This window comes from Azospirillum halopraeferens DSM 3675 (assembly GCF_000429625.1).
GTDB classification, from domain to species: Bacteria; Pseudomonadota; Alphaproteobacteria; order Azospirillales; family Azospirillaceae; genus Azospirillum; species Azospirillum halopraeferens.
Genome location: NZ_AUCF01000001.1, coordinates 303,677 through 321,474 on the forward strand (window position 1 = coordinate 303,677; position 17,798 = coordinate 321,474).

16 protein-coding genes are annotated in these 17,798 nt (G+C 69.0%); 11 read left to right on the forward strand and 5 right to left on the reverse strand.

What is annotated here, in order from left to right; translation table 11 throughout:
- Window positions 1–114 precede the first annotated feature (114 nt).
- A complete protein-coding gene (locus G472_RS30675) occupies window positions 115–3,435 on the forward strand; it encodes a maltotransferase domain-containing protein (protein ID WP_035690642.1) in 3,321 nt (1,106 codons plus the stop codon).
- Between the two features lie 12 nt (window positions 3,436–3,447).
- Here the strand turns inward: G472_RS30675 and G472_RS0101410 are convergent, their stop codons facing one another.
- The 5 genes from G472_RS0101410 to ftsE all read right to left on the reverse strand — a co-directional run bounded on the left by G472_RS0101410 (window position 3,448) and on the right by ftsE (window position 9,012).
- Window positions 3,448–5,706, reverse strand: a complete 2,259-nt coding sequence (locus G472_RS0101410; protein WP_029006928.1) for an adenosylcobalamin-dependent ribonucleoside-diphosphate reductase — start codon at window positions 5,704–5,706, stop codon at window positions 3,448–3,450.
- Between the two features lie 246 nt (window positions 5,707–5,952).
- Window positions 5,953–6,729, reverse strand: a complete 777-nt coding sequence (locus G472_RS0101415) for a lysophospholipid acyltransferase family protein (RefSeq protein ID WP_029006929.1) — start codon at window positions 6,727–6,729, stop codon at window positions 5,953–5,955.
- A 30-nt stretch (window positions 6,730–6,759) separates the two neighbouring features.
- On the reverse strand, window positions 6,760–7,410 hold the full coding sequence (locus tag G472_RS0101420) for a YdcF family protein (protein WP_029006930.1): 651 nt from the start codon (window positions 7,408–7,410) through the stop codon (window positions 6,760–6,762).
- A gap of 16 nt (window positions 7,411–7,426) precedes the next feature.
- A complete protein-coding gene (locus G472_RS0101425) occupies window positions 7,427–8,317 on the reverse strand; it encodes a cell division protein FtsX (protein ID WP_029006931.1) in 891 nt (296 codons plus the stop codon).
- Window positions 8,314–9,012 (reverse strand): cell division ATP-binding protein FtsE, encoded by a 699-nt coding sequence (gene ftsE, locus G472_RS0101430; protein ID WP_029006932.1) that lies wholly within the window; start codon window positions 9,010–9,012, stop codon window positions 8,314–8,316. The genes G472_RS0101425 and ftsE overlap by 4 nt, the downstream gene beginning before the upstream one ends.
- 177 nt (window positions 9,013–9,189) lie before the next feature.
- On the opposite strand from ftsE, the gene G472_RS30680 reads away from it, so the two are divergent.
- The 10 genes from G472_RS30680 to G472_RS0101485 all read left to right on the forward strand — a co-directional run bounded on the left by G472_RS30680 (window position 9,190) and on the right by G472_RS0101485 (window position 17,781).
- Window positions 9,190–9,876, forward strand: a complete 687-nt coding sequence (locus G472_RS30680) for a zinc-ribbon domain-containing protein (RefSeq protein ID WP_084536363.1) — start codon at window positions 9,190–9,192, stop codon at window positions 9,874–9,876.
- Window positions 9,873–10,931: a DNA adenine methylase gene (locus G472_RS0101440; protein WP_211100122.1), complete on the forward strand. Its 1,059-nt coding sequence runs from the start codon at window positions 9,873–9,875 to the stop codon at window positions 10,929–10,931. Before G472_RS30680 ends, G472_RS0101440 begins: the two co-directional genes overlap by 4 nt.
- 9 nt (window positions 10,932–10,940) lie before the next feature.
- A complete protein-coding gene (locus tag G472_RS30685; protein WP_211100123.1) occupies window positions 10,941–11,825 on the forward strand; it encodes a DpnII family type II restriction endonuclease in 885 nt (294 codons plus the stop codon).
- A 92-nt stretch (window positions 11,826–11,917) separates the two neighbouring features.
- On the forward strand, window positions 11,918–12,415 hold the full coding sequence (gene nikR / locus G472_RS0101455) for a nickel-responsive transcriptional regulator NikR (protein WP_029006934.1): 498 nt from the start codon (window positions 11,918–11,920) through the stop codon (window positions 12,413–12,415).
- Window positions 12,416–12,869: 454 nt separating this feature from the next.
- Complete coding sequence (locus G472_RS0101460) at window positions 12,870–14,183, forward strand: hemolysin family protein (protein WP_029006935.1); 1,314 nt, start codon at window positions 12,870–12,872, stop codon at window positions 14,181–14,183.
- A gap of 215 nt (window positions 14,184–14,398) precedes the next feature.
- Complete coding sequence (locus G472_RS0101465) at window positions 14,399–15,154, forward strand: DUF4198 domain-containing protein (protein ID WP_029006936.1); 756 nt, start codon at window positions 14,399–14,401, stop codon at window positions 15,152–15,154.
- Between the two features lie 32 nt (window positions 15,155–15,186).
- Window positions 15,187–15,798, forward strand: a complete 612-nt coding sequence (gene cbiM, locus G472_RS0101470; protein ID WP_029006937.1) for a cobalt transporter CbiM — start codon at window positions 15,187–15,189, stop codon at window positions 15,796–15,798.
- Window positions 15,795–16,379, forward strand: coding sequence for a hypothetical protein (locus G472_RS0101475; RefSeq protein ID WP_035690648.1), 585 nt, complete (start codon window positions 15,795–15,797; stop codon window positions 16,377–16,379). The genes cbiM and G472_RS0101475 overlap by 4 nt, the downstream gene beginning before the upstream one ends.
- On the forward strand, window positions 16,376–17,125 hold the full coding sequence (cbiQ, locus tag G472_RS0101480; protein ID WP_029006939.1) for a cobalt ECF transporter T component CbiQ: 750 nt from the start codon (window positions 16,376–16,378) through the stop codon (window positions 17,123–17,125). Before G472_RS0101475 ends, cbiQ begins: the two co-directional genes overlap by 4 nt.
- Window positions 17,122–17,781, forward strand: coding sequence for an energy-coupling factor ABC transporter ATP-binding protein (locus tag G472_RS0101485; protein ID WP_051340138.1), 660 nt, complete (start codon window positions 17,122–17,124; stop codon window positions 17,779–17,781). Before cbiQ ends, G472_RS0101485 begins: the two co-directional genes overlap by 4 nt.
- Window positions 17,782–17,798: the final 17 nt, after the last annotated feature.

Genomic DNA, 17,798 nt, shown 5'->3' on the forward strand with positions numbered 1-17,798 from the left:
CTAGGGGAGCGGGGCTTTTTGTTTCAACTTCATGATGATCCGCGACGCTGCTTTCCGTGGCGTTAACCAGCGCCACGGCCGCACGACCGACCACGGACCAGGAGGACGCCGACGATGGCCAGCGCCGGACCCCGCATCTACAACCTGTTTCCGCCGCTGATCGGCCCGCTGCGCGATTGGGCCGGGCACCTGCCGCGAATCGAGGGAATGGGGTTCGATTGGGTCTACCTCAACCCGATCCATTATCCGGGATTCTCAGGCAGCTTGTATGCGGTCAAGGACCCTTACCGGCTGCATGACCTGTTCCAGGGCGGCGCGCAGGAATCGCCCGACGACCTCATCCGCGGCTTTGTCGGCGCGGCGCGGCGGCACGGCCAATCGGTGATGCTGGACCTGGTGGTCAACCACACCGCCAAGGATGCCCTGCTCGTGGAGGACCATCCGGAGTGGTTCCGCCGCGACTCCGACGGTGAGCTCTACAGCCCGCGCGCCGTCGATCCGGTGGACACCAGCCGGGTGACCATCTGGGGCGATCTGGCGGAACTGAACTATGACGATCCCCGCGCGCGCGAGGGGCTGATCGCTTATTGGAGCCGCTACGTCCGGCATTACACCGGGCTGGGGATCAAGGGATTCCGCTGCGACGCCGCCTACCAGGTGCCGGCCGACGTGTGGAAGCCGCTGATCGACGCGGCCCGGTCCATCGATCCGGAGGTGCGGTTCTTCGCCGAAACTCTGGGCTGCACTGTGGAACAGGTGGAGGACCTGTGCGGGGCCGGGTTCGATTTCCTGTTCAATTCCGCCAAATGGTGGGACTTCAAAGCGGACTGGCTGCTGGAGCAGTACGAGACCTACCGCCGCATCGCCCCCACCGTGGCCTTTCCCGAAAGCCACGACACCGACCGTCTGGCGGCCGAGGTGGGCAGCCAGGACACCGAACGGCTGGCCCGCCACCTGAAGATGCATTACCTCTTCGCGGCCAGCTTTTCCACCGGCGTCATGATGCCCGTGGGATTCGAGTACGGCTTCACGCGCCGCCTGGATGTGGTGAACACACGCCCCGAGGACTGGGAAACGCCCAAGCTCGACCTCACCGGCTTCATCGGCAAGGTCAACGCCATGAAGCGCGACACCCCCGCGCTCAACGTCGAGGGACCGCAGCGCCGCGTCACCGCCCCGCACAACCCGGTCATGGGGCTGGTGCGCACACCCGACGGCCCCGCCGGGGGCTGTTCGATCGTGCTGCTGAACCCGGACGAGACGCGGGCCCACCCCATTGACCCCGGCCCGCTGTTGGCGGAGACCGGCGGGTTCTTCGGCCCGGTCGAGGACGTGACGCCCGACGCCGAGCCGCTGCCCTTCGAGCCCGGCCGGCCCCTGGAGTTGCGGCCGCTGGAGTTGCGGGTCTTCCGCGCGCGCGGCATCGAAAGCCGGCCCATCGAGGTGCGCGGCCCCGACGGCGATGCCGAGGCCAGGGCCTGGATGGACGAGGTGGCCGCCGGCCGCATCACCATCGAAAATCTCTACCCCGAACTGGACGGCGGCCGCTTCGCGGTCAAGCGGGTGGTCGGCGATGTGATGGAGGTATGGGCCGACATCTACACCGACGGAACCTTCGTCCTGGGGGCCGCCGTGGAATATCGGGCGGTGGACGAGGAGCAATGGCGCGAGGCGCCCATGCGCCTGCACGAGAACGACCGCTGGGTCGGCCATGTGCCGCTCAGCCGCAACACCCGCTATCTCTACACCATCGCCGCCTGGCGCGACGTTTGGGAGAGCTGGCGGTCCGACTTCAAGAAGAAGTACGACGCCGGCGTGGACATCGGGCTGGAGATCGTTGAAGGCCGCCGCTTCATCGAGCAATCGGCCGCCCGGCAGACCGGCGAAGGCCGCAAGGCGCTGGAGCAGGTGATCAACCGCCTGTACACGCTGCGCGGCCACGAGGTGGTCGACTACATTCTGTCCGACGAGCCGCGGCAGGCCATGGCACGGTACGGGGAACGTCAATACCTGTCCCGCTACGGCCGCCATCTGGAGGTGTTCGTCGATCGCACGGCCGCCCGGTATTCCGCCTGGTTCGAGATCTTCCCGCGCTCCGCCTCTCCCGATCCGTCGCGGCCCGGCACCTTTGACGACGTCATCGCGCAGTTGCCCATGGTGCGCGACATGGGCTTCGACGTGCTGTACTTCCCGCCGATCCACCCCATCGGGGAGGTCAACCGCAAGGGCCGCAACAACACCCTCAATCCCGGGCCGGACGATCCCGGTGTGCCCTACGCCATCGGCTCCCGCCACGGCGGGCACACGGCCATCGATCCGACCATCGGCACGCTGGACGATTTCCGCCGCGTGGTGGCGGCGGCGCACGACCACGGGCTTGAGATCGCCCTGGACTTCGCCATCCAGTGCGCCCCCGACCATCCCTGGATCAAGGAGCACCCGCAGTGGTTCTACTGGCGCCCGGACGGCTCGATCCGCTTTGCCGAGAACCCGCCCAAGAAGTACCAGGACATCGTCAACGTCAGCTTCTACCGCGAATCCTATCCTGATCTGTGGTACGCGTTGCGCGACGTGGTGCTGTTCTGGTGCAACGAGGGTGTCCGCATCTTCCGTGTCGACAACCCGCACACCAAGCCCTTCCCGTTCTGGGAATGGATGATCCGCGAGGTGCAGGACCGCTTCCCCGACGCCATCTTCCTGTCGGAGGCGTTCACCCGGCCCAAGCTCATGCGCCGCCTCGCCAAGGTTGGCTACAGCCAGTCCTACACCTATTTCACCTGGCGCAACACGAAGCAGGAACTGACCGACTACCTGAACGAACTGGCCCATGGCGAGGCCAAGGACTACATGCGGCCCAACTTCTTCCCCAACACGCCGGACATCCTGCCGCCCATCCTGACCCAAGGGGGCCGGTCGGCCCACATGTCCCGCGCCGTCCTGGCCGCGACCCTGTCACCGGCCTATGGCATCTACGGTCCCTACATCGTCTGCGAGGCCGAGCCCTATCCCGGCAAGCAGGAATACAACCACTCGGAAAAATACGAGATTCGCCACTGGGACTGGGATCGCCCCGGCAACATCAAGGACTACATCACGCGCATCAACCGCATCCGGAAGGAGAATCCGGCGCTGCACTACCTATCCAACCTGCGCTTCTACAACGCCTATGAGGACAACATCCTCTTCTACGGCAAGATGACGGAGAGCCGGGACAACATCGTGCTGATTGCGGTGAACCTGGATCCGCATGCCGCGCACGGGGGCACGCTGGAGATCCCGTTGTGGGAGCTGGGCCTGCCCGACTATGCCCACGTGGATGTGGAGGATCTGTTCACCGGCCAGCGCTTCACCTGGATCGGGAAGCACCAGCACGTATGGCTCGACCCGCACGCCAACCCGGCGGCGATCTGGCGCATCAAGCCGCCCGCGGCGTAGGGCCGCGGGCGCTCACCCGCACCGGGAGTAGCCGCAGGCGGGGCAGAAGTCGCAGCCTTCACTGCGCTGAAGGCCGGGCTGGCCGCACTTGGGACACTGTATCCCGGGGAACGGCGACCCGGCCGGTGCGGTCCCCGCCGGTCGGCCGGCGGGGACCACGTTCTCGGCAAGGAAACCGATCGCCTTCATGTGCTTCTCGATGACGTCGCCAATGGCGGCCAGCAGCGAGGGCACGTAGCGGCCGTTCATCCACGCGCCGCCGCGGGGGTCGAACACCGCCTTCAACTCCTCCACCACGAAGCCGACGTCGCCGCCGCGCCGGAACACGGCGGAGATCATGCGCGTCAGCGCCACCGTCCAGGCGTAGTGCTCCATGTTCTTGGAGTTGATGAACACTTCGAACGGGCGGCGCCGGCCATCCTCGACGATGTCGTTGATGGTGATGTACATGGCGTGGTCGCTGTCCGGCCAGCGAACCTTGTAGGTCTCGCCGGGCAGGGATTCCGGCCGGTCGAGCGGGTGGGGATGAAGCTCCGCCCCGTTGCCCGGTGCATCCGGCAGAACCGCGGGCTCCTCCCGCTTCACCGCCAGCACGGCGCCGGTCACCGGGTTGGGGCGGTAGGTGGTGCATCCCTTGCAGCCCAGTTCGTAGGCCCGGCGGTAAACGTCGCGGAAGGCCTCGAACGGCAGGTCTTCCGGGCAGTTGATGGTCTTGGAGATGGAGCTGTCCACGTGCCGCTGGGCTGCGGCCTGCATCACCACGTGCTCTGCCGGGGAGAGCGATTGGGAATCGACGAAGCTGTCGGGCAGGGGGGCGTCGGGGCCGAAGCGTTCCCGGAACAGGCGGTAGGCGTGGTCGCTGACCTCCTCGGTGCGGCGGCTGCCGTCGGGAAGCAGGACGGAGCGTTCGTAGGTGTAGGCGAACACCGGCTCGATGCCCGAGGAGATGTTGTCGGCGAGCAGTGAGATCGTGCCCGTCGGCGCGATGGAGGTGAGGAGGGCGTTGCGCACTCCGTGCTCCGCGATCAGCGCCCGCACCTCGGGTGCCAGCGCCTGCACCATCGGCGCGGCCATGAACCGGTCGCGATCGTAGAGGGGGAAGGCACCCTTCTCGGCCGCCAGCAGGGCCGATGCCCGGTACGCCTCGTTCTGCACCGCGCCCAGCCACTGTTCCGTCAGCTCCACGGCCCGGTCGCTGCCGTAGCGGACGCCGCACAGGATCAGCGCGTCCGCCAGGCCGGTGACACCGAGACCGATGCGCCGCTTGGCGCGGGCCTCGTGACGCTGCTCCTCCAGCGGAAAACGGGAGGCGTCGACCACGTTGTCCATCATCCGTACGGCGACCGGCACCAGCGCGCGCAACGCCTCCGGGTCGAGCCGCGCCGACGGTTCGAACGGATCGACCACCAGACGGGCCAGGTTGATGGAGCCCAGCAGGCAGGCGCCGTAGGGCGGAAGGGGCTGTTCGCCGCAGGGGTTGGTGGCGGAGATGGTTTCCGTATAGGACAGGTTGTTGTAGCGGTTGATGCGGTCGATGAAGATCACGCCCGGCTCGGCGTAGGCGTAGGTGGCCTGCATGATGCGGTCCCACAGATCGCGGGCCCGCACCTCGCGGTACACCGTCCCGTCGAACACCAGCGGCCAGGGGGCGTCGGCATCGACCGCGGCCATGAAGGCATCGGTCACCAGCACCGACAGGTTGAACATGCGCAGGCGGCCGGGCTCGCGCTTGGCGTCGATGAAGGCTTCGATATCGGGATGGTCGCAGCGCAGCGTCGCCATCATGGCGCCGCGCCGGGCGCCGGCGGACATGATGGTGCGGCACATGGAGTCCCACACGTCCATGAACGACAGGGGCCCGGAGGCGTCTGCACCCACGCCCTTCACCGGTGCGCCCTTCGGCCGCAGGGTGGAGAAGTCGTAGCCGATCCCGCCACCCTGCTGCATGGTCAGGGCCGCCTCGCGCAGATGGGTGAAGATGCCGGAAAGGCTGTCTTCGATCGTTCCCATGACGAAGCAGTTGAACAGAGTGACCGCACGCCCCGTCCCCGCGCCCGCAAGGATGCGGCCGGCGGGCAGGAAGCGGAAGTCTTCCAGTGCCCGATAGAACGTCGACGTCCAGTCCTCCGGTCGGGATTCGACTGCGGCCACCGCGGCGGCGACGCGCCGCCAGGTGTCTTCGATGGTTTTGTCCACAGGTTCGCCACCGGCCGTTTTGAACCGGTACTTCATGTCCCAGATCTGCTGGGAAATGGCGGCGATGCCCGGCATGGATCCTCCGTCGCGCTGCGCCCGCGGCCGCAGGGCCGCTGGAATCCTGGAAAAAGTTTACGCTGATTCAGATGGTTGATGCCTGCCCCATCGGGCGGAACCGGGACTGCCGGCGGTGCGGCACGTGGGCCGCTCCGCACTGTCTCAGAGGTGTAACCTTCATGTCACAGGTCTTATGCACTCCAACCCGGACGATCTGCGCACTTGACGCGGCTGCCGTCCACATATTTATCCACAGCCCCCTGTTCACAACGCCGCGGAAGCCGCGGATTCCGCGGCTTTCGGTGCGGGCCGGGGGGTCGGTGGACCGCCTGCGGCGACGACAAGCCGATCCGACGCCTCCTCCAGCCGCCGTTCCAGATCTTCCATCGCGTCGGAACGGGAGCGGCCGGGGAGAATTGGCGGCAGGATCTCGACCATGATGGTGCCGCCCCGTTTGAGGAAGCTGCGCCGGGGCCAGTACATGCCGGAGTTCAGCGCCACCGGCACGATGGGAATCCCCAGCTTCTCGTAAAGGATGCCGACGCCGATGCGGTAGCTGCCGTAAGCCCCGGGGGCGGTGCGCGTCCCCTGGGGGAAGATCACGATGGGGCGGCCCTCCGCCACCACCGGGCGCGCACCTTCCACCATCGACGGGATGGCGCGGCCGCGGGCACTGCGATCCACCGCGATCACCCGCGCCTTGCGAGCGTACCAGCCCCAGATCGGAATGAGCAGCAGCTCCTTCTTCAGGACGATCGCCGGATCATGGAAGATCAGGTGCAGCTTCATGGTTTCCCACGCCGACTGGTGCTTGGCGGCGATGATGAAGCTGCCGGTGCGGGGCAGGTGCTCCAGCCCGCGGACCTCGTAGGTCAGGCCGAGGATCGTGCGCTCCAGCCACGACACGACGCTCATGTACCAGCGCACCACCGCGATCATGCGGGGGCGGGGCAGCAGCAGCATCCACAGAAGCCCGATGCAGGCGATGGTGGTCCAGCCGTAGAAGGCGATGTTGAACAGAAGCGAACGCAGGGCGACCATACGCGGCAAACCGTCGGCGGAAGGGAAGGGTCAGGGTTCGAGCAGCGTCTCGATCTGGAAACGCAGAAGCGCCACCAGATACTTGTTGTACTCATTGATCAAGAGGTTTGCACTGCCGCGGCGGCTCCACCACCGCTCCAGCTCCAGCCCCTCGGGGGCGACGGGGTGGGGGATGATGGTGAGCGCCGGCATGGCCATGCGGAACTCCAGCAGGCTGCGCTGCATGTGGTAATTGGAGGTGACGAGCCGCAAGGAGCGATAGCCCTGCTCCTCCATCCAGTCAGCCGTTTCGAAGGCGTTGCCGACGGTGTTGTCCGCGGCGTAGCCCAGCACGATGCAGCATTCCAGCTCACCCGGATCCTGGCGCGACAGGCGCAGCAACTCCTGCACGTCGACGCCGTCGTAGACGCCGGATACGAACAGCTTCTCCGCCACGCCCTCGGCCAGCAGGTCCAGCCCCTTGGACAGCCGGCCGCTGCCGCCGGTCAGCACGACGATGGCGTCGGTGTGCTCCAGCAGTTCGACCGTGCCGGACGCCCGGGGGCCGGCGGGGGGAATGGTCGAGACGAACCACAGGAGTCCGCCCCCCCAGGCGAGGAGCACGACCGCGGAGAGGACCAGCAGATGCCCGATGGCGCGGGCGACGCTGCCCCCGCCGCGCCGGCCGAAGTGCCGCACCATGGTCAGCTCCCTTCCGTCACGGCATGGTCTCCAGGGTCCGCATCACCGTCAGCCGGGCGGTCGCCACCGCCAGCGCGCAGGCGATCAGCGGCACCACCGCCAGCAGGCCCCACTGCGCCGCGGTCAGGGCGAAATCCGGCAGCAGGCTGGCGCGCAGCCCGGCCGAAGCGCGATGAATGCCGGCCAGTGTCGCCGCCGCCAACCCCAGACCGGCCAGACCGCCACCGAGGCACAGCCCCAGCACATGGGATTCGAACTGCCGGGCGACGTAACGGTCGGTCGCCCCCATCAGGTGCAGCAGCTCGACCACATGGCGATGGATCGCCAGGCCCGTGCGGACCGCGAACACCACCGCCATGACGCCGGCCCCGCCCACCAGGGCGACGATGGCCAGCGCCGCCAGTTCCACGGCGCCGGCGAAGGCCCGCAGGTCCGCCAGCCAGGCGGCGTGATCGTCCAGGCTGGACCCCGGCACCGCCGCGTCCAGGCGGCGACCCAGCGCCGCCACGTCGGTGCCGGGCTCCACCACCACGTCGATCACGGTGGGCACCGGCAGGTGCGGGTCGGCGGCGGCGTCAGCCCCCAGCCACGGTTCGATGAGCCGGGCCGTTTCCGCGGCCGGCAGCGTCGTCGCCGACACCACTCCCGGCGTGCCGCGCAGAATGGCCAGCGCGGTCTCCACCCGTTCGGCCACCGGGCTGGCGCCGGGACCGACCAGCGGCACCACCTGGACGGTGACCCCGCCGGCCAGCCCGCTGTCCCAGCGTTCGGCCATGTCGGACACCATCATCTGCCCGGCGAAAGCCAGGGTGGCGAGATAGACCATGACCGCCGTGATCCACGACAGGAAGCGGGCCGACGGGTCGCGGGCCAGCGGCAGGTCGGACCGGTTGCGCAGCAGCCTCATCGCGGCCCCGTCGAAACCGCGACCCGCGCCGAATGGGGCGGCAGGGCATGGAGCTGCCCATGCTCCAGGTGCAGGCGCGGGTGGTCGAAGCGGCGGATCAGCGCCTCGTTGTGGGTGGCGATGACCACGGTGGCGCCCAGCTTGTGCAGCTCCTCGAACAGGTAGAGCAGGCGCATGCCGATGCTGTCGTCGACGTTGCCGGTGGGCTCGTCGGCCAGCAGCAGGCGCGGCCGGTTGATCACCGAGCGGGCGATGGCGACCCGCTGCTGCTGGCCGCCCGACAGGGTCGGGGGGCGGGCATCCAGGTGGTTGCCCAGGCCCACCCAGCGCAGCAGCTCGGCGCATTGCTCCACCACCTCGGCCTCCGGTGCGCCGGCCATGCGCAGGGGCAACGCCACGTTGTCCAGGGCCGACAGGTGGTCGAGAAGCTGGAAGTCCTGGAACACCACCCCGATGCGTCGGCGCATGGCCGGCAACTCGGTCCGCGGCACGCTGGCCATGTCGCGATCGAACAGGGTGATCAGGCCGCGGGTCGGCCGGTGGGCCAGGTACATGAGCTTCAGCAGCGACGACTTGCCGGCGCCGCTGGCCCCCGTCAGGAAATGGAAGGAGCCCGGTGGCAGCGAAAAGCTGATATCGCGCAGCACCTCGGGGCCGGTGCCGTAGCGCAGCCCGACGTTCTCGAAGCGGATCACGTTCCCACCACGGCCACCTTCCCGGCGGCGCTTCCGTTCCCTGTGGCTCGCATGGCGCCGACCATCGCACGCCGCGGGTGGGTGCGTCCACTGCCACCGGCACCGGGGCGTTTCTTGCGTCGTACCTCGCAGTTCCCTATAAGTCGTCGACCAATTCCGTGACCTCGGCGTCGCTCGATGATCATCTCCTGCCCGATGTGCTCCAAGCGGTACACCGTTCCCGATTCGGCGGTGGGGCCGGACGGGAAGAAGGTGCGGTGCAGCCATTGCGGGCACACCTGGTACGAATACCCGAGGCTGCACGCCGACGCCGGCCCCGGCCCCGCGCCGGAGGACGGGGAGGGGGGCATGGCCGCCGCGGTGCGGTCGCCGCCACCGGCACGCGCCGAACCGCCGGCGCGCAAGCCTCCTCCGGCGGCGCGCCGGCGCATCGCCCCGCGCGTGCTCGCCGGGTGGCTGGGGCTGGCCGCCGCGGTGGCGCTGCTGGTGGTCGGCGGGGTGGCGGGGCGCCACGAGGTGGTGCGGCTGTGGCCGCCGGCCGCCCTGCTGTACGACACCGTCGGGCTGCCGGTGGAGCCGCCGGGAACGGGCCTGCAACTGCGCAACGTGCGCTCGGAGCAGCGCGACGACGCCGGCACGCCGGTGCTGGTGGTGGAGGGCCAGATCGTCAACGTCTCGGAGATGGAGCGGGCGGTGCCCGACGTGGTCGCCCTGTCGCTGGGCCCCGACCGCCGGCCCGTCGAGGAATGGCGGATCGAGGTGTCGTCCCACCGGCTGCTGCCGGGGGAGATCGCCACCTTCCATTCCGCGCGCCGCGACCCCGGTTTGGTGGCCGAGGTCATGGTCACCTTCGAGGGGCGGTGAGGGCGCCCGACGCGCCGGCCGGTCTGCCCGCCCGCGCCGCCGCCTATCCGGAACTGCGCTACATGGGCTCCAAGCACCGGCTCCTGCCCTGGTTGCATCAGGTGCTGTCGGGGCTGCGCTTCGACACGGCGCTGGACCCCTTCACCGGCAGCGGCTGCGTCGCTTATCTGATGAAGACCATGGGCAAGCGGGTGGTGGCGTCCGACTTCCTGAATGTCGCCGCGACCCTGGCGGCGGCGGGGGTGGAGAACGCCGGCCGGCGGCTCGACGGGCGCGCAGTCCGGCGGCTGACCGCCCCGGCCCGCGACGCCGACGACTTCATCGAGCGGACCTTCACGGGCATCTTCTACACCCCCGACGACCTGCGGTTCCTCGACCGCGTGTCGGCCAACATCGCAGCCCTGGCCCATCCCCACGAACAGGCGCTGGCCCGCGCCGCCCTGGTCCGATCCTGCCTGAAGAAGCAGCCGCGCGGCGTCTTCACCGTGTCCGGCGACCTGACCCGCTACGACGACGGCCGGCGCGATCTGCGGCTGTCGATGGAGGAGCATTTCCACGAGCAGGTGGCGGTGTTCAACGCGCTGGTCTTCGACAACGGCCGGGACAACGAATCACTCCACCGCGACGTGTTCGACCCCTGCACCGCCGGTGCAGGCGCCGACCTCGTCTATCTGGACCCGCCCTACGTGCCGCGCTCCGACGACAACTGCTACATCAAGCGCTACCACTTCATCGAGGGGCTGACCTGCTATTGGCGGGGCCTGCGCATCCTGGAGACGACGAAGGTGCGCAAGATCGAGAAGCGATTCACTCCCTTCTCCTACCGCCGCACGGCGCTGGATGCCTTCGACCGGCTGTTCGCGCAGTTCCGCGACAGCACGCTGGTGCTGTCCTACAGCTCCAACGGCTTTCCCGACCGCGACCGGCTGGTGGAGTTGATGAAGCGCTACAAGGACCGTGTCACCGTGCACGCCCGCGCCCACCGCTATCACTTCGGCACCCACGACGCGGTCCGCCGCGCCGAGGTGCAGGAGTATCTGATCGTGGGGCAATGAGCGATGGAGGTGCTCGCCCAGACCCTCGACGAGTTGCTGGCGGCGCTGCGGCCGCTCGCCGTCGACTGGCGCGATCCGACGGCGCTGCGGGTGATCGACCGGATCGAGGCGATCCCGGTCAAGCCGGTCTACGGCGAGGCCGACGTGCGCAGTCTGCTGGCCACCACCGGCTTCGACGACGCCATGCTGATCTGCCGGCTGTTCCTGGGCCTGTCGAAGGACCAGTTCACCGCCGTCCTGGCCGACGCGCTGGGCGAGGGCCGCACCGGCGTCAAGGCGTGGCAGGCGGACCGCGACCGGTTCGTCGCGGCGCTGGTGGAACTGGGCGTGCCCGACGCCATGGCGGCCGAGGTCAACCGCCCCCTGCGCTGGAGCGACGTGCTGGTGGAGCGGCTGCGCAGCGGCCGCGGCAGCGCCATCGCCGGACAGAAGCGCGGGCGCGGCGTGGAGGACTTCGCCGAGGCCATCGTGCGCCGCGTTTTCGGGAACCGCTTCGACGCGCGCTGCACCTTCACCGGCAGCCGCGGCCACCGCGCCAAGTGCGACTTCGCGGTGCCGTCGCGCGAGGCGCCGCGAATCGTGGTGGAGGCCAAGGGGTATGGCGCCACCGGCTCCAAGATGACCGACATCATCGGCGACATCGAGAAGATCATTGCCGCCAAGCGGCCCGACACGGCGTTCCTGTTCTTCACCGACGGCCTGACCTGGCGCCAGCGGCGCGGCGACCTGAAGAAGATCGTCGAATACCAGAACGACGGCGCCATCACCCGCATCTACACCCAGGCGCTGGCCGACCGGTTCGAGGCCGACCTGGAACGCCTGCGCGGGGAGTTCGGCCTGCCGGCCCCGGACGCGGCGGCCACGGACGGGCAGGGGGCGTTCGACCTGGATTGACACCGACGCGCCGCACCCGCCGACCCGCCGGGACGTGGTATGCCGGGACGTGGTATGAAGGGACGAGGAACGGCAGAACCGGGTCGAACGCCATGGAACGGGTGACGGTATCCCTCGACGACGAGCTGCTGGAGGCGTTCGACGCCTTCATCCGGCGCAAGGGCTACACCAACCGCTCGGAGGCGGTGCGCGACGTGCTGCGCGCGCGCCTGCAGGAGGACCGGCTGGAGGAGGATCGCGCACCCCATTGCGTGGCCAGCCTCAGCTACGTCTACAACCACCATGAGCGGGAACTGGCCCGGCGCATCGCCGAGGTCCACCACGCCCACCACGACCTGGTGCGCTCCACCATGCACGTCCACCTGGACCACGACAACTGCCTGGAGGTGACGCTGCTGGAGGGCCCGACCCGCGCGGTCACCGAACTGGCGGACGCCATATCGTCCGAAACCGGCGTGCGGCATGGACGGGTCAACGTGGTTCCCGTGGACCGGACGGTGAGCGGCCATCACCACCATCATCACCACCACTCCCACGACGACGACGGGACGCCGCACCCGCCGCACATCCATAGCAGCCCGACGACCTGAAGCTCGGAGTGGTGCGGGACACGAACCTCTGAAGAATGAAATCACAGAACGGGCGCGCGACAACGGAGTTCCGAGCGTGTTTGCCACCTCCGCCCCCGGCGAACTTGCAAGAGCAGTTCGGAATCTGACACTGTGGATGCTCGGAAACAAGGACGGAGCGCCCCCGGCCAAAGATCGGGGGAACCATGTGTCATCACGCCAGCCACCGGGACGGACTTCAGGATCGGTTTTTCGACCGAAAAGTCCGGTCTGCGGCCTACGGCCGTTTGACTGCGGGGTATTAGGGAAGCGCACGGTGCTCGTTCGTCACGGCGAGGCACGATCGCCCTTCTTTATCCAACAGGTATACTGCACCACAGCGAATCGTCTCCGTCCCTACAGGATGGCCGCATTGCGCTGACCGGATTTGCGGCGCCCTTTCTTGTCCCCCTAATCACCAACAGGAATCCCGGATATGCTCGCCCTGGAGATCGCGGTCATCGTGATGCTCACTCTGCTCAACGGTGCTTTCGCAATGTCCGAATTGGCCATCGTGTCATCGCGCAAGTCACGTCTGCAGCACATGGCCGAACAGGGGGTGCATGGCGCACGAGCGGCGCTCCGGCTGATCGACGATCCCGGACGGTTTCTCTCGACCGTGCAGATTGGCATTACCCTGGTCGGTGTCGTCGCCGGCGCCTATGGCGGAGCCACACTGGGCGATCGTTTCGGGTCGTGGCTCGATGCCATGCCCGGCTTGGCGGGCTATGGTCATGTCATCGGCGTCGGCAGCGTTCTGGTTGTCATCACGTTCCTGTCGATTGTGCTCGGCGAACTCATTCCCAAGCGGATAGCCTTGAAGAACCCGGAGCGCACGGCGTCCATCGTGTCCCGTCCAATGCGCCTGCTGTCCAAGGTCGCCGCGCCATTTGTCTGGCTGCTGGGGACCGCGACGGACGTCGTTCTCAGATTGCTCGGCCTGCACGGTGAACGCGACGCGACCGTCACGGAAGAGGAGGTGCGCTCCATGATCAACGAAGGGACCCGCGCCGGCATATTCGCTCCTGAGGAAAAGGAGATGATCGATGGCGTCCTTCGGCTCGCCGATCGCAAGGTGCGCAGCATCATGACGCCAAGGCCGGACGTCTTTTGGATCGACATCAACGATCAACAGGATGCCATACTCAAGGAGATCCTCAAGGGTGGGCATTCGCGTTACCCGGTCTGCCGCGGGGAGTTGGACGAGATCGTCGGGCTGATCCACACCCGTGACCTTCTCGACTATGCCGCCCGTGGCAAGCCCCTGGACCTGGAGGCGAGCGCGGTGAAGCCACTTGTCGTGCACGACGGCACGCCAGTGCTGAAGCTGCTCGACCTCATGAAGAAGTCCGGCCTTCACATAGCTGTCGTGGTCGATGAGTATGGCTCAGTCGAGGGGCTGGTAAGCATCACCGATATTCTGGAAACCATTGCAGGAGACATGCCGGATGCCGGCGAGGCACCGGACGTGGGTGCCGTTCGCCGGGACGACGGATCCTGGCTGATCGAGGGCTGGATGCCGGTGGACGAGTTCGAGGATACGGTCGGTATCCGCGGTCTGCGAAACAGTGGTGACTTCCATACGGTGGCCGGGTTCGTCCTGAATACCCTCGGGCATGTGCCGGTTGCGGGTGAATCATTCGAGCGTGGCGGTGTCCGGTTCGAGGTGGTCGACATGGACGGCCGCCGCATCGACAAGGTCCTGGTCGTGCAGCCGGCGGACGAGGCCGACCACGGCACGGCGCATTAACAGCCGAACAATGCCTTCCGGGAGAACGATGATCGGATGCGGGCCGCCATCGGAAATCCGGCCATTTGCTCATCTCGGGTTCAGACTGACCGGCTTATCGATCCAATGCAATTGGCGCCTTGACCCCGGCACGCGGGTATGAAGAATAGACAAATCTTCGTACGACGCTTCGGGCGGGAGGGCGGACCATGGTGCGGTGTGGGGCACGGTGGGGAATGGCGGCGGTGGCCGCGGCGTGGCTGGCGCTGGGGGGTGCGGCGGCCGACGCGCACTTTCTGGAGCTGATCCCGTCCACCGAGATCGTTCCGGTGGAGGGGGACCGCGCCGTCACTCTCGACCTCACCTTCACCCATCCCATGGAGGGCGGGCCGGCCATGAACCTGGTGCCGCCGGTCCGCTTCGGCGTCCTGTCCGGTGATACCCACGGCGATCTGCGCGGCGCCCTGACGGCGCGGGACGCCGACGGCAAGACCGCCTACACCGCGACGCATCGCTTCGCGGCACCGGGCGCCTACGTCTTCTATGTCGAACCCGCCCCGTACTGGGAGGAGGCGGAGAAGGTCCACATCGTCCATTACACCAAGACGGTGGTCGACGTGGGCGGCGGGGAGGACTGGGACGCACTGGTCGGCTTCCCCGTTGAGATCCGCCCGCTGTCGCGGCCCTACGGCCTGTGGACCGGCAACCTGTTCCGCGGCCTGGCGCTGAAGGACGGGCAGCCGCTGCCCTTCGCCGACGTAGAGATCGAATGGAAGAACGACGGTTCGGTGACGGCGCCGTCGGATCCCTTCATCACGCAGGTGGTGCGCACCGGTCCCGACGGGGTCTTCGCCTATGCCATGCCACGGGCGGGATGGTGGGGCTTCAATGTGCTGGCCGAGGCCGACCGGCCGCTTCCCGGACCGGACGGCACGCCCGCCGCGGTGGAGATGGGCGGGACCATCTGGGTCAAAGCCGTCGACATGAAATAACGTAACCACCGGCGGCGCGGAGCGCGGCGACCATGGCCCACATTCCCGACGGCGTCCTTTCGGTGCCCGTGCTCGCCGCCGGCGCGGCGGTGACCATCGCCGGCTGCGCCTACGGCCTGCGCCGGCTGGAGGCGGAGGACATCCCGCGGGTCGGCGCCCTGTCGGCCGTGTTCTTCGTCGCCGCTCTGGTCCATTTCCCGGTAGGGCCGTCCAGCGTCCACCTGATCCTCAACGGGCTGGTGGGCATCGCGCTGGGCTGGGCGGCCTTTCCCGCGATCCTGGTGGCGGTGCTGTTGCAGGCGGTGCTGTTCGGATTCGGCGGCCTGACGGTGCTGGGGATCAACGTCGCCATCATGGCGGTGCCGGCCGTCCTGTGCCGGCTGGCGTTCGACGCCATGCGCCGCACGCCGGCCGCGGCGGGCGGGGTCGCCGCGCTGGGAGTCCTGCTGACCGCCCTGGCGGTGGCCCTGGTGCTGACCCTCAGCGGGCGGGAGTTCGCCGCCGCCGCCAAGCTCACCATCCTCGCCCATCTGCCGGTGATGGTCATCGAGGCCGCCTTCACCGCCGCCGCCGTGGCGCTGGTCCTGCGGGTCCGCCCGGACATCCTGGCGAGCGGCGCGCCGGGCGCGGAGGCGGGACGATGAGCGCCTCCATCCTGCGGGCCGCCGCGCTGGCGGTGGCGATGCTCACCGCCGCTACGCCGGCGCTGGCCCACAAGATGAAGCTGTTCGCCACCGCCGAGGGGGCGACGGTCGCCGGCTACGCCTACTTCAGCCCCGGCGGACGGGCGCGGGACGTGCCGGTGACCGCCGTCGACGGCGACGGGGTGACGGTCTTCCGGGGACGGACCGACGCCGAAGGTGCCTTCCGCTTCCCGGCGGAACGGCGCAGTGACCTGACGATCGTGGTCAGCGGCGCCGACGGGCACGAGGCGCGCTTCACGCTCCGCGCCGCGGAGTTGCCGGGAACCCTGCCCGGCGGCCCGTCCGCCGCCGCCGCGCCTCCTCCGGCCGCCGCGCCGTCCGGGCCCCCCCCGGACCTGGCCGCGCTGATCGAGGCGAGCGTGGCGCGCCAGGTGCGGCCGTTGCGCGAACAGCTCGACGCCTATGAGGCGGCGGTGGGGATGCGGGACGTGGCGGGCGGCCTCGGCTACATCATCGGGCTGGCGGGGCTGGCCTACGGCCTGTCCATGCGCCGGCGCCTGCGGGCGGGGAGGGAGTCATGACCGTGCGGGAACCGGTTGGCGGCGGACTCGTCGCCGCGCTCGACCCGCGGACCCGGGTGGTGACGGCCGCGGCCTTCGCGGTGGTGGCGGTGGCGCTCGGCACCCTGCCGGCCCTGGCGGCGGCGCTGGGGTTTGCGGCACTCCTGGCCGTTGCGGCGCGGCTGCCGTTGTGGCGCACCCTGCGCACGTTGGCCGCCCTGGACGGGGTGGTCGCCCTGGCTCTGCTGACGCTGCCCTTCACGGTGCCCGGCGCGCCGTGGCTGACCGTCGCCGGCCTCACCGCCACGTGGGAGGGGGTGGAACGCGCCCTCGCCATCCTGATGACCGCCAACGCCGTGGTGCTGGCCCTGCTGGCGCTGGTCGGCACCATGGACGTCATCGTGCTGGGCCGCACCCTGGCGCGGCTGGGCGCGCCGGAGAAGCTGGTCCACCTGCTGCTGTTCACCGTGCGCACCCTGGACGTGCTGGAGCGGGAGTACCGCCGCCTGCGCACGGCCATGCGGGCGCGGGCGTTCCGCGCCGGCACCAACCGCCACACCTGGCGCACGCTGGGCTGGCTGTTCGGCATGCTGATCGTGCGCGCGGTGGAGCGGGCGGATCGGGTGGTCGCCGCCATGCGCTGCCGCGGCTTCGACGGCCGTCTGCGCTCGCTGGAGGCGGACGGCGGGTTCCGGCGCGGCGACGGGGTGTTCGCGGTGGCCTCGGCCGCCGGAATGGTGCTGGTCGCCGTGGTCGGCCGGCTGTGACCGCCGCCGCCCTGTTCCGCCTGGAGGGCGTGTCCTTCGCCTATGACCCCGCCCGTCCGGTGCTGCGCGGTGCCGACTTCCGTTTGCACGCGGGGGAGCGGGTGGCGCTGGTCGGGCCCAACGGTGCCGGCAAGACTACCCTGTTCCACCTGATGGTCGGCCTGCTGCGGCCGTCCGCCGGGACGGTCGAGGCGTTCGGGGCGGTGCGGGTGCGCGAGAAGGACTTCCACGGCGTGCGCCTGCGTGCCGGGCTGCTGTTCCAGGATTCCGACGACCAGCTTTTCTGCCCGACGGTGGTGGAGGACGTGGCCTTCGGCCCGCTGAACCGCGGGTTGGCGCCCCGTATGGCCCGCGCCCGCGCCCTGGAGACGCTGGCCGCGCTGGGGCTGGAGGGCTTTGCCGACCGGGTGACCCACCGGCTGTCGGGCGGCGAAAAGCGCCTGGTGGCACTGGCCACGGTGCTGGCCATGGAGCCGGAGGTGCTGCTGCTGGACGAACCGACCAACGCCCTCGACGCGGCGACGGCGGAGCGGCTGACGTCGGTCCTGGAGTCGCTGCCGCAGGCCATGGTGGTCATCGCCCACGACGAGGCGCTGCTCGCCCGCATCACCCGCCGCCGCGTCCGCCTGGAGGCGGGGCGCCTTGTCGAAGGATGACGCCGCGGGAGGAATTG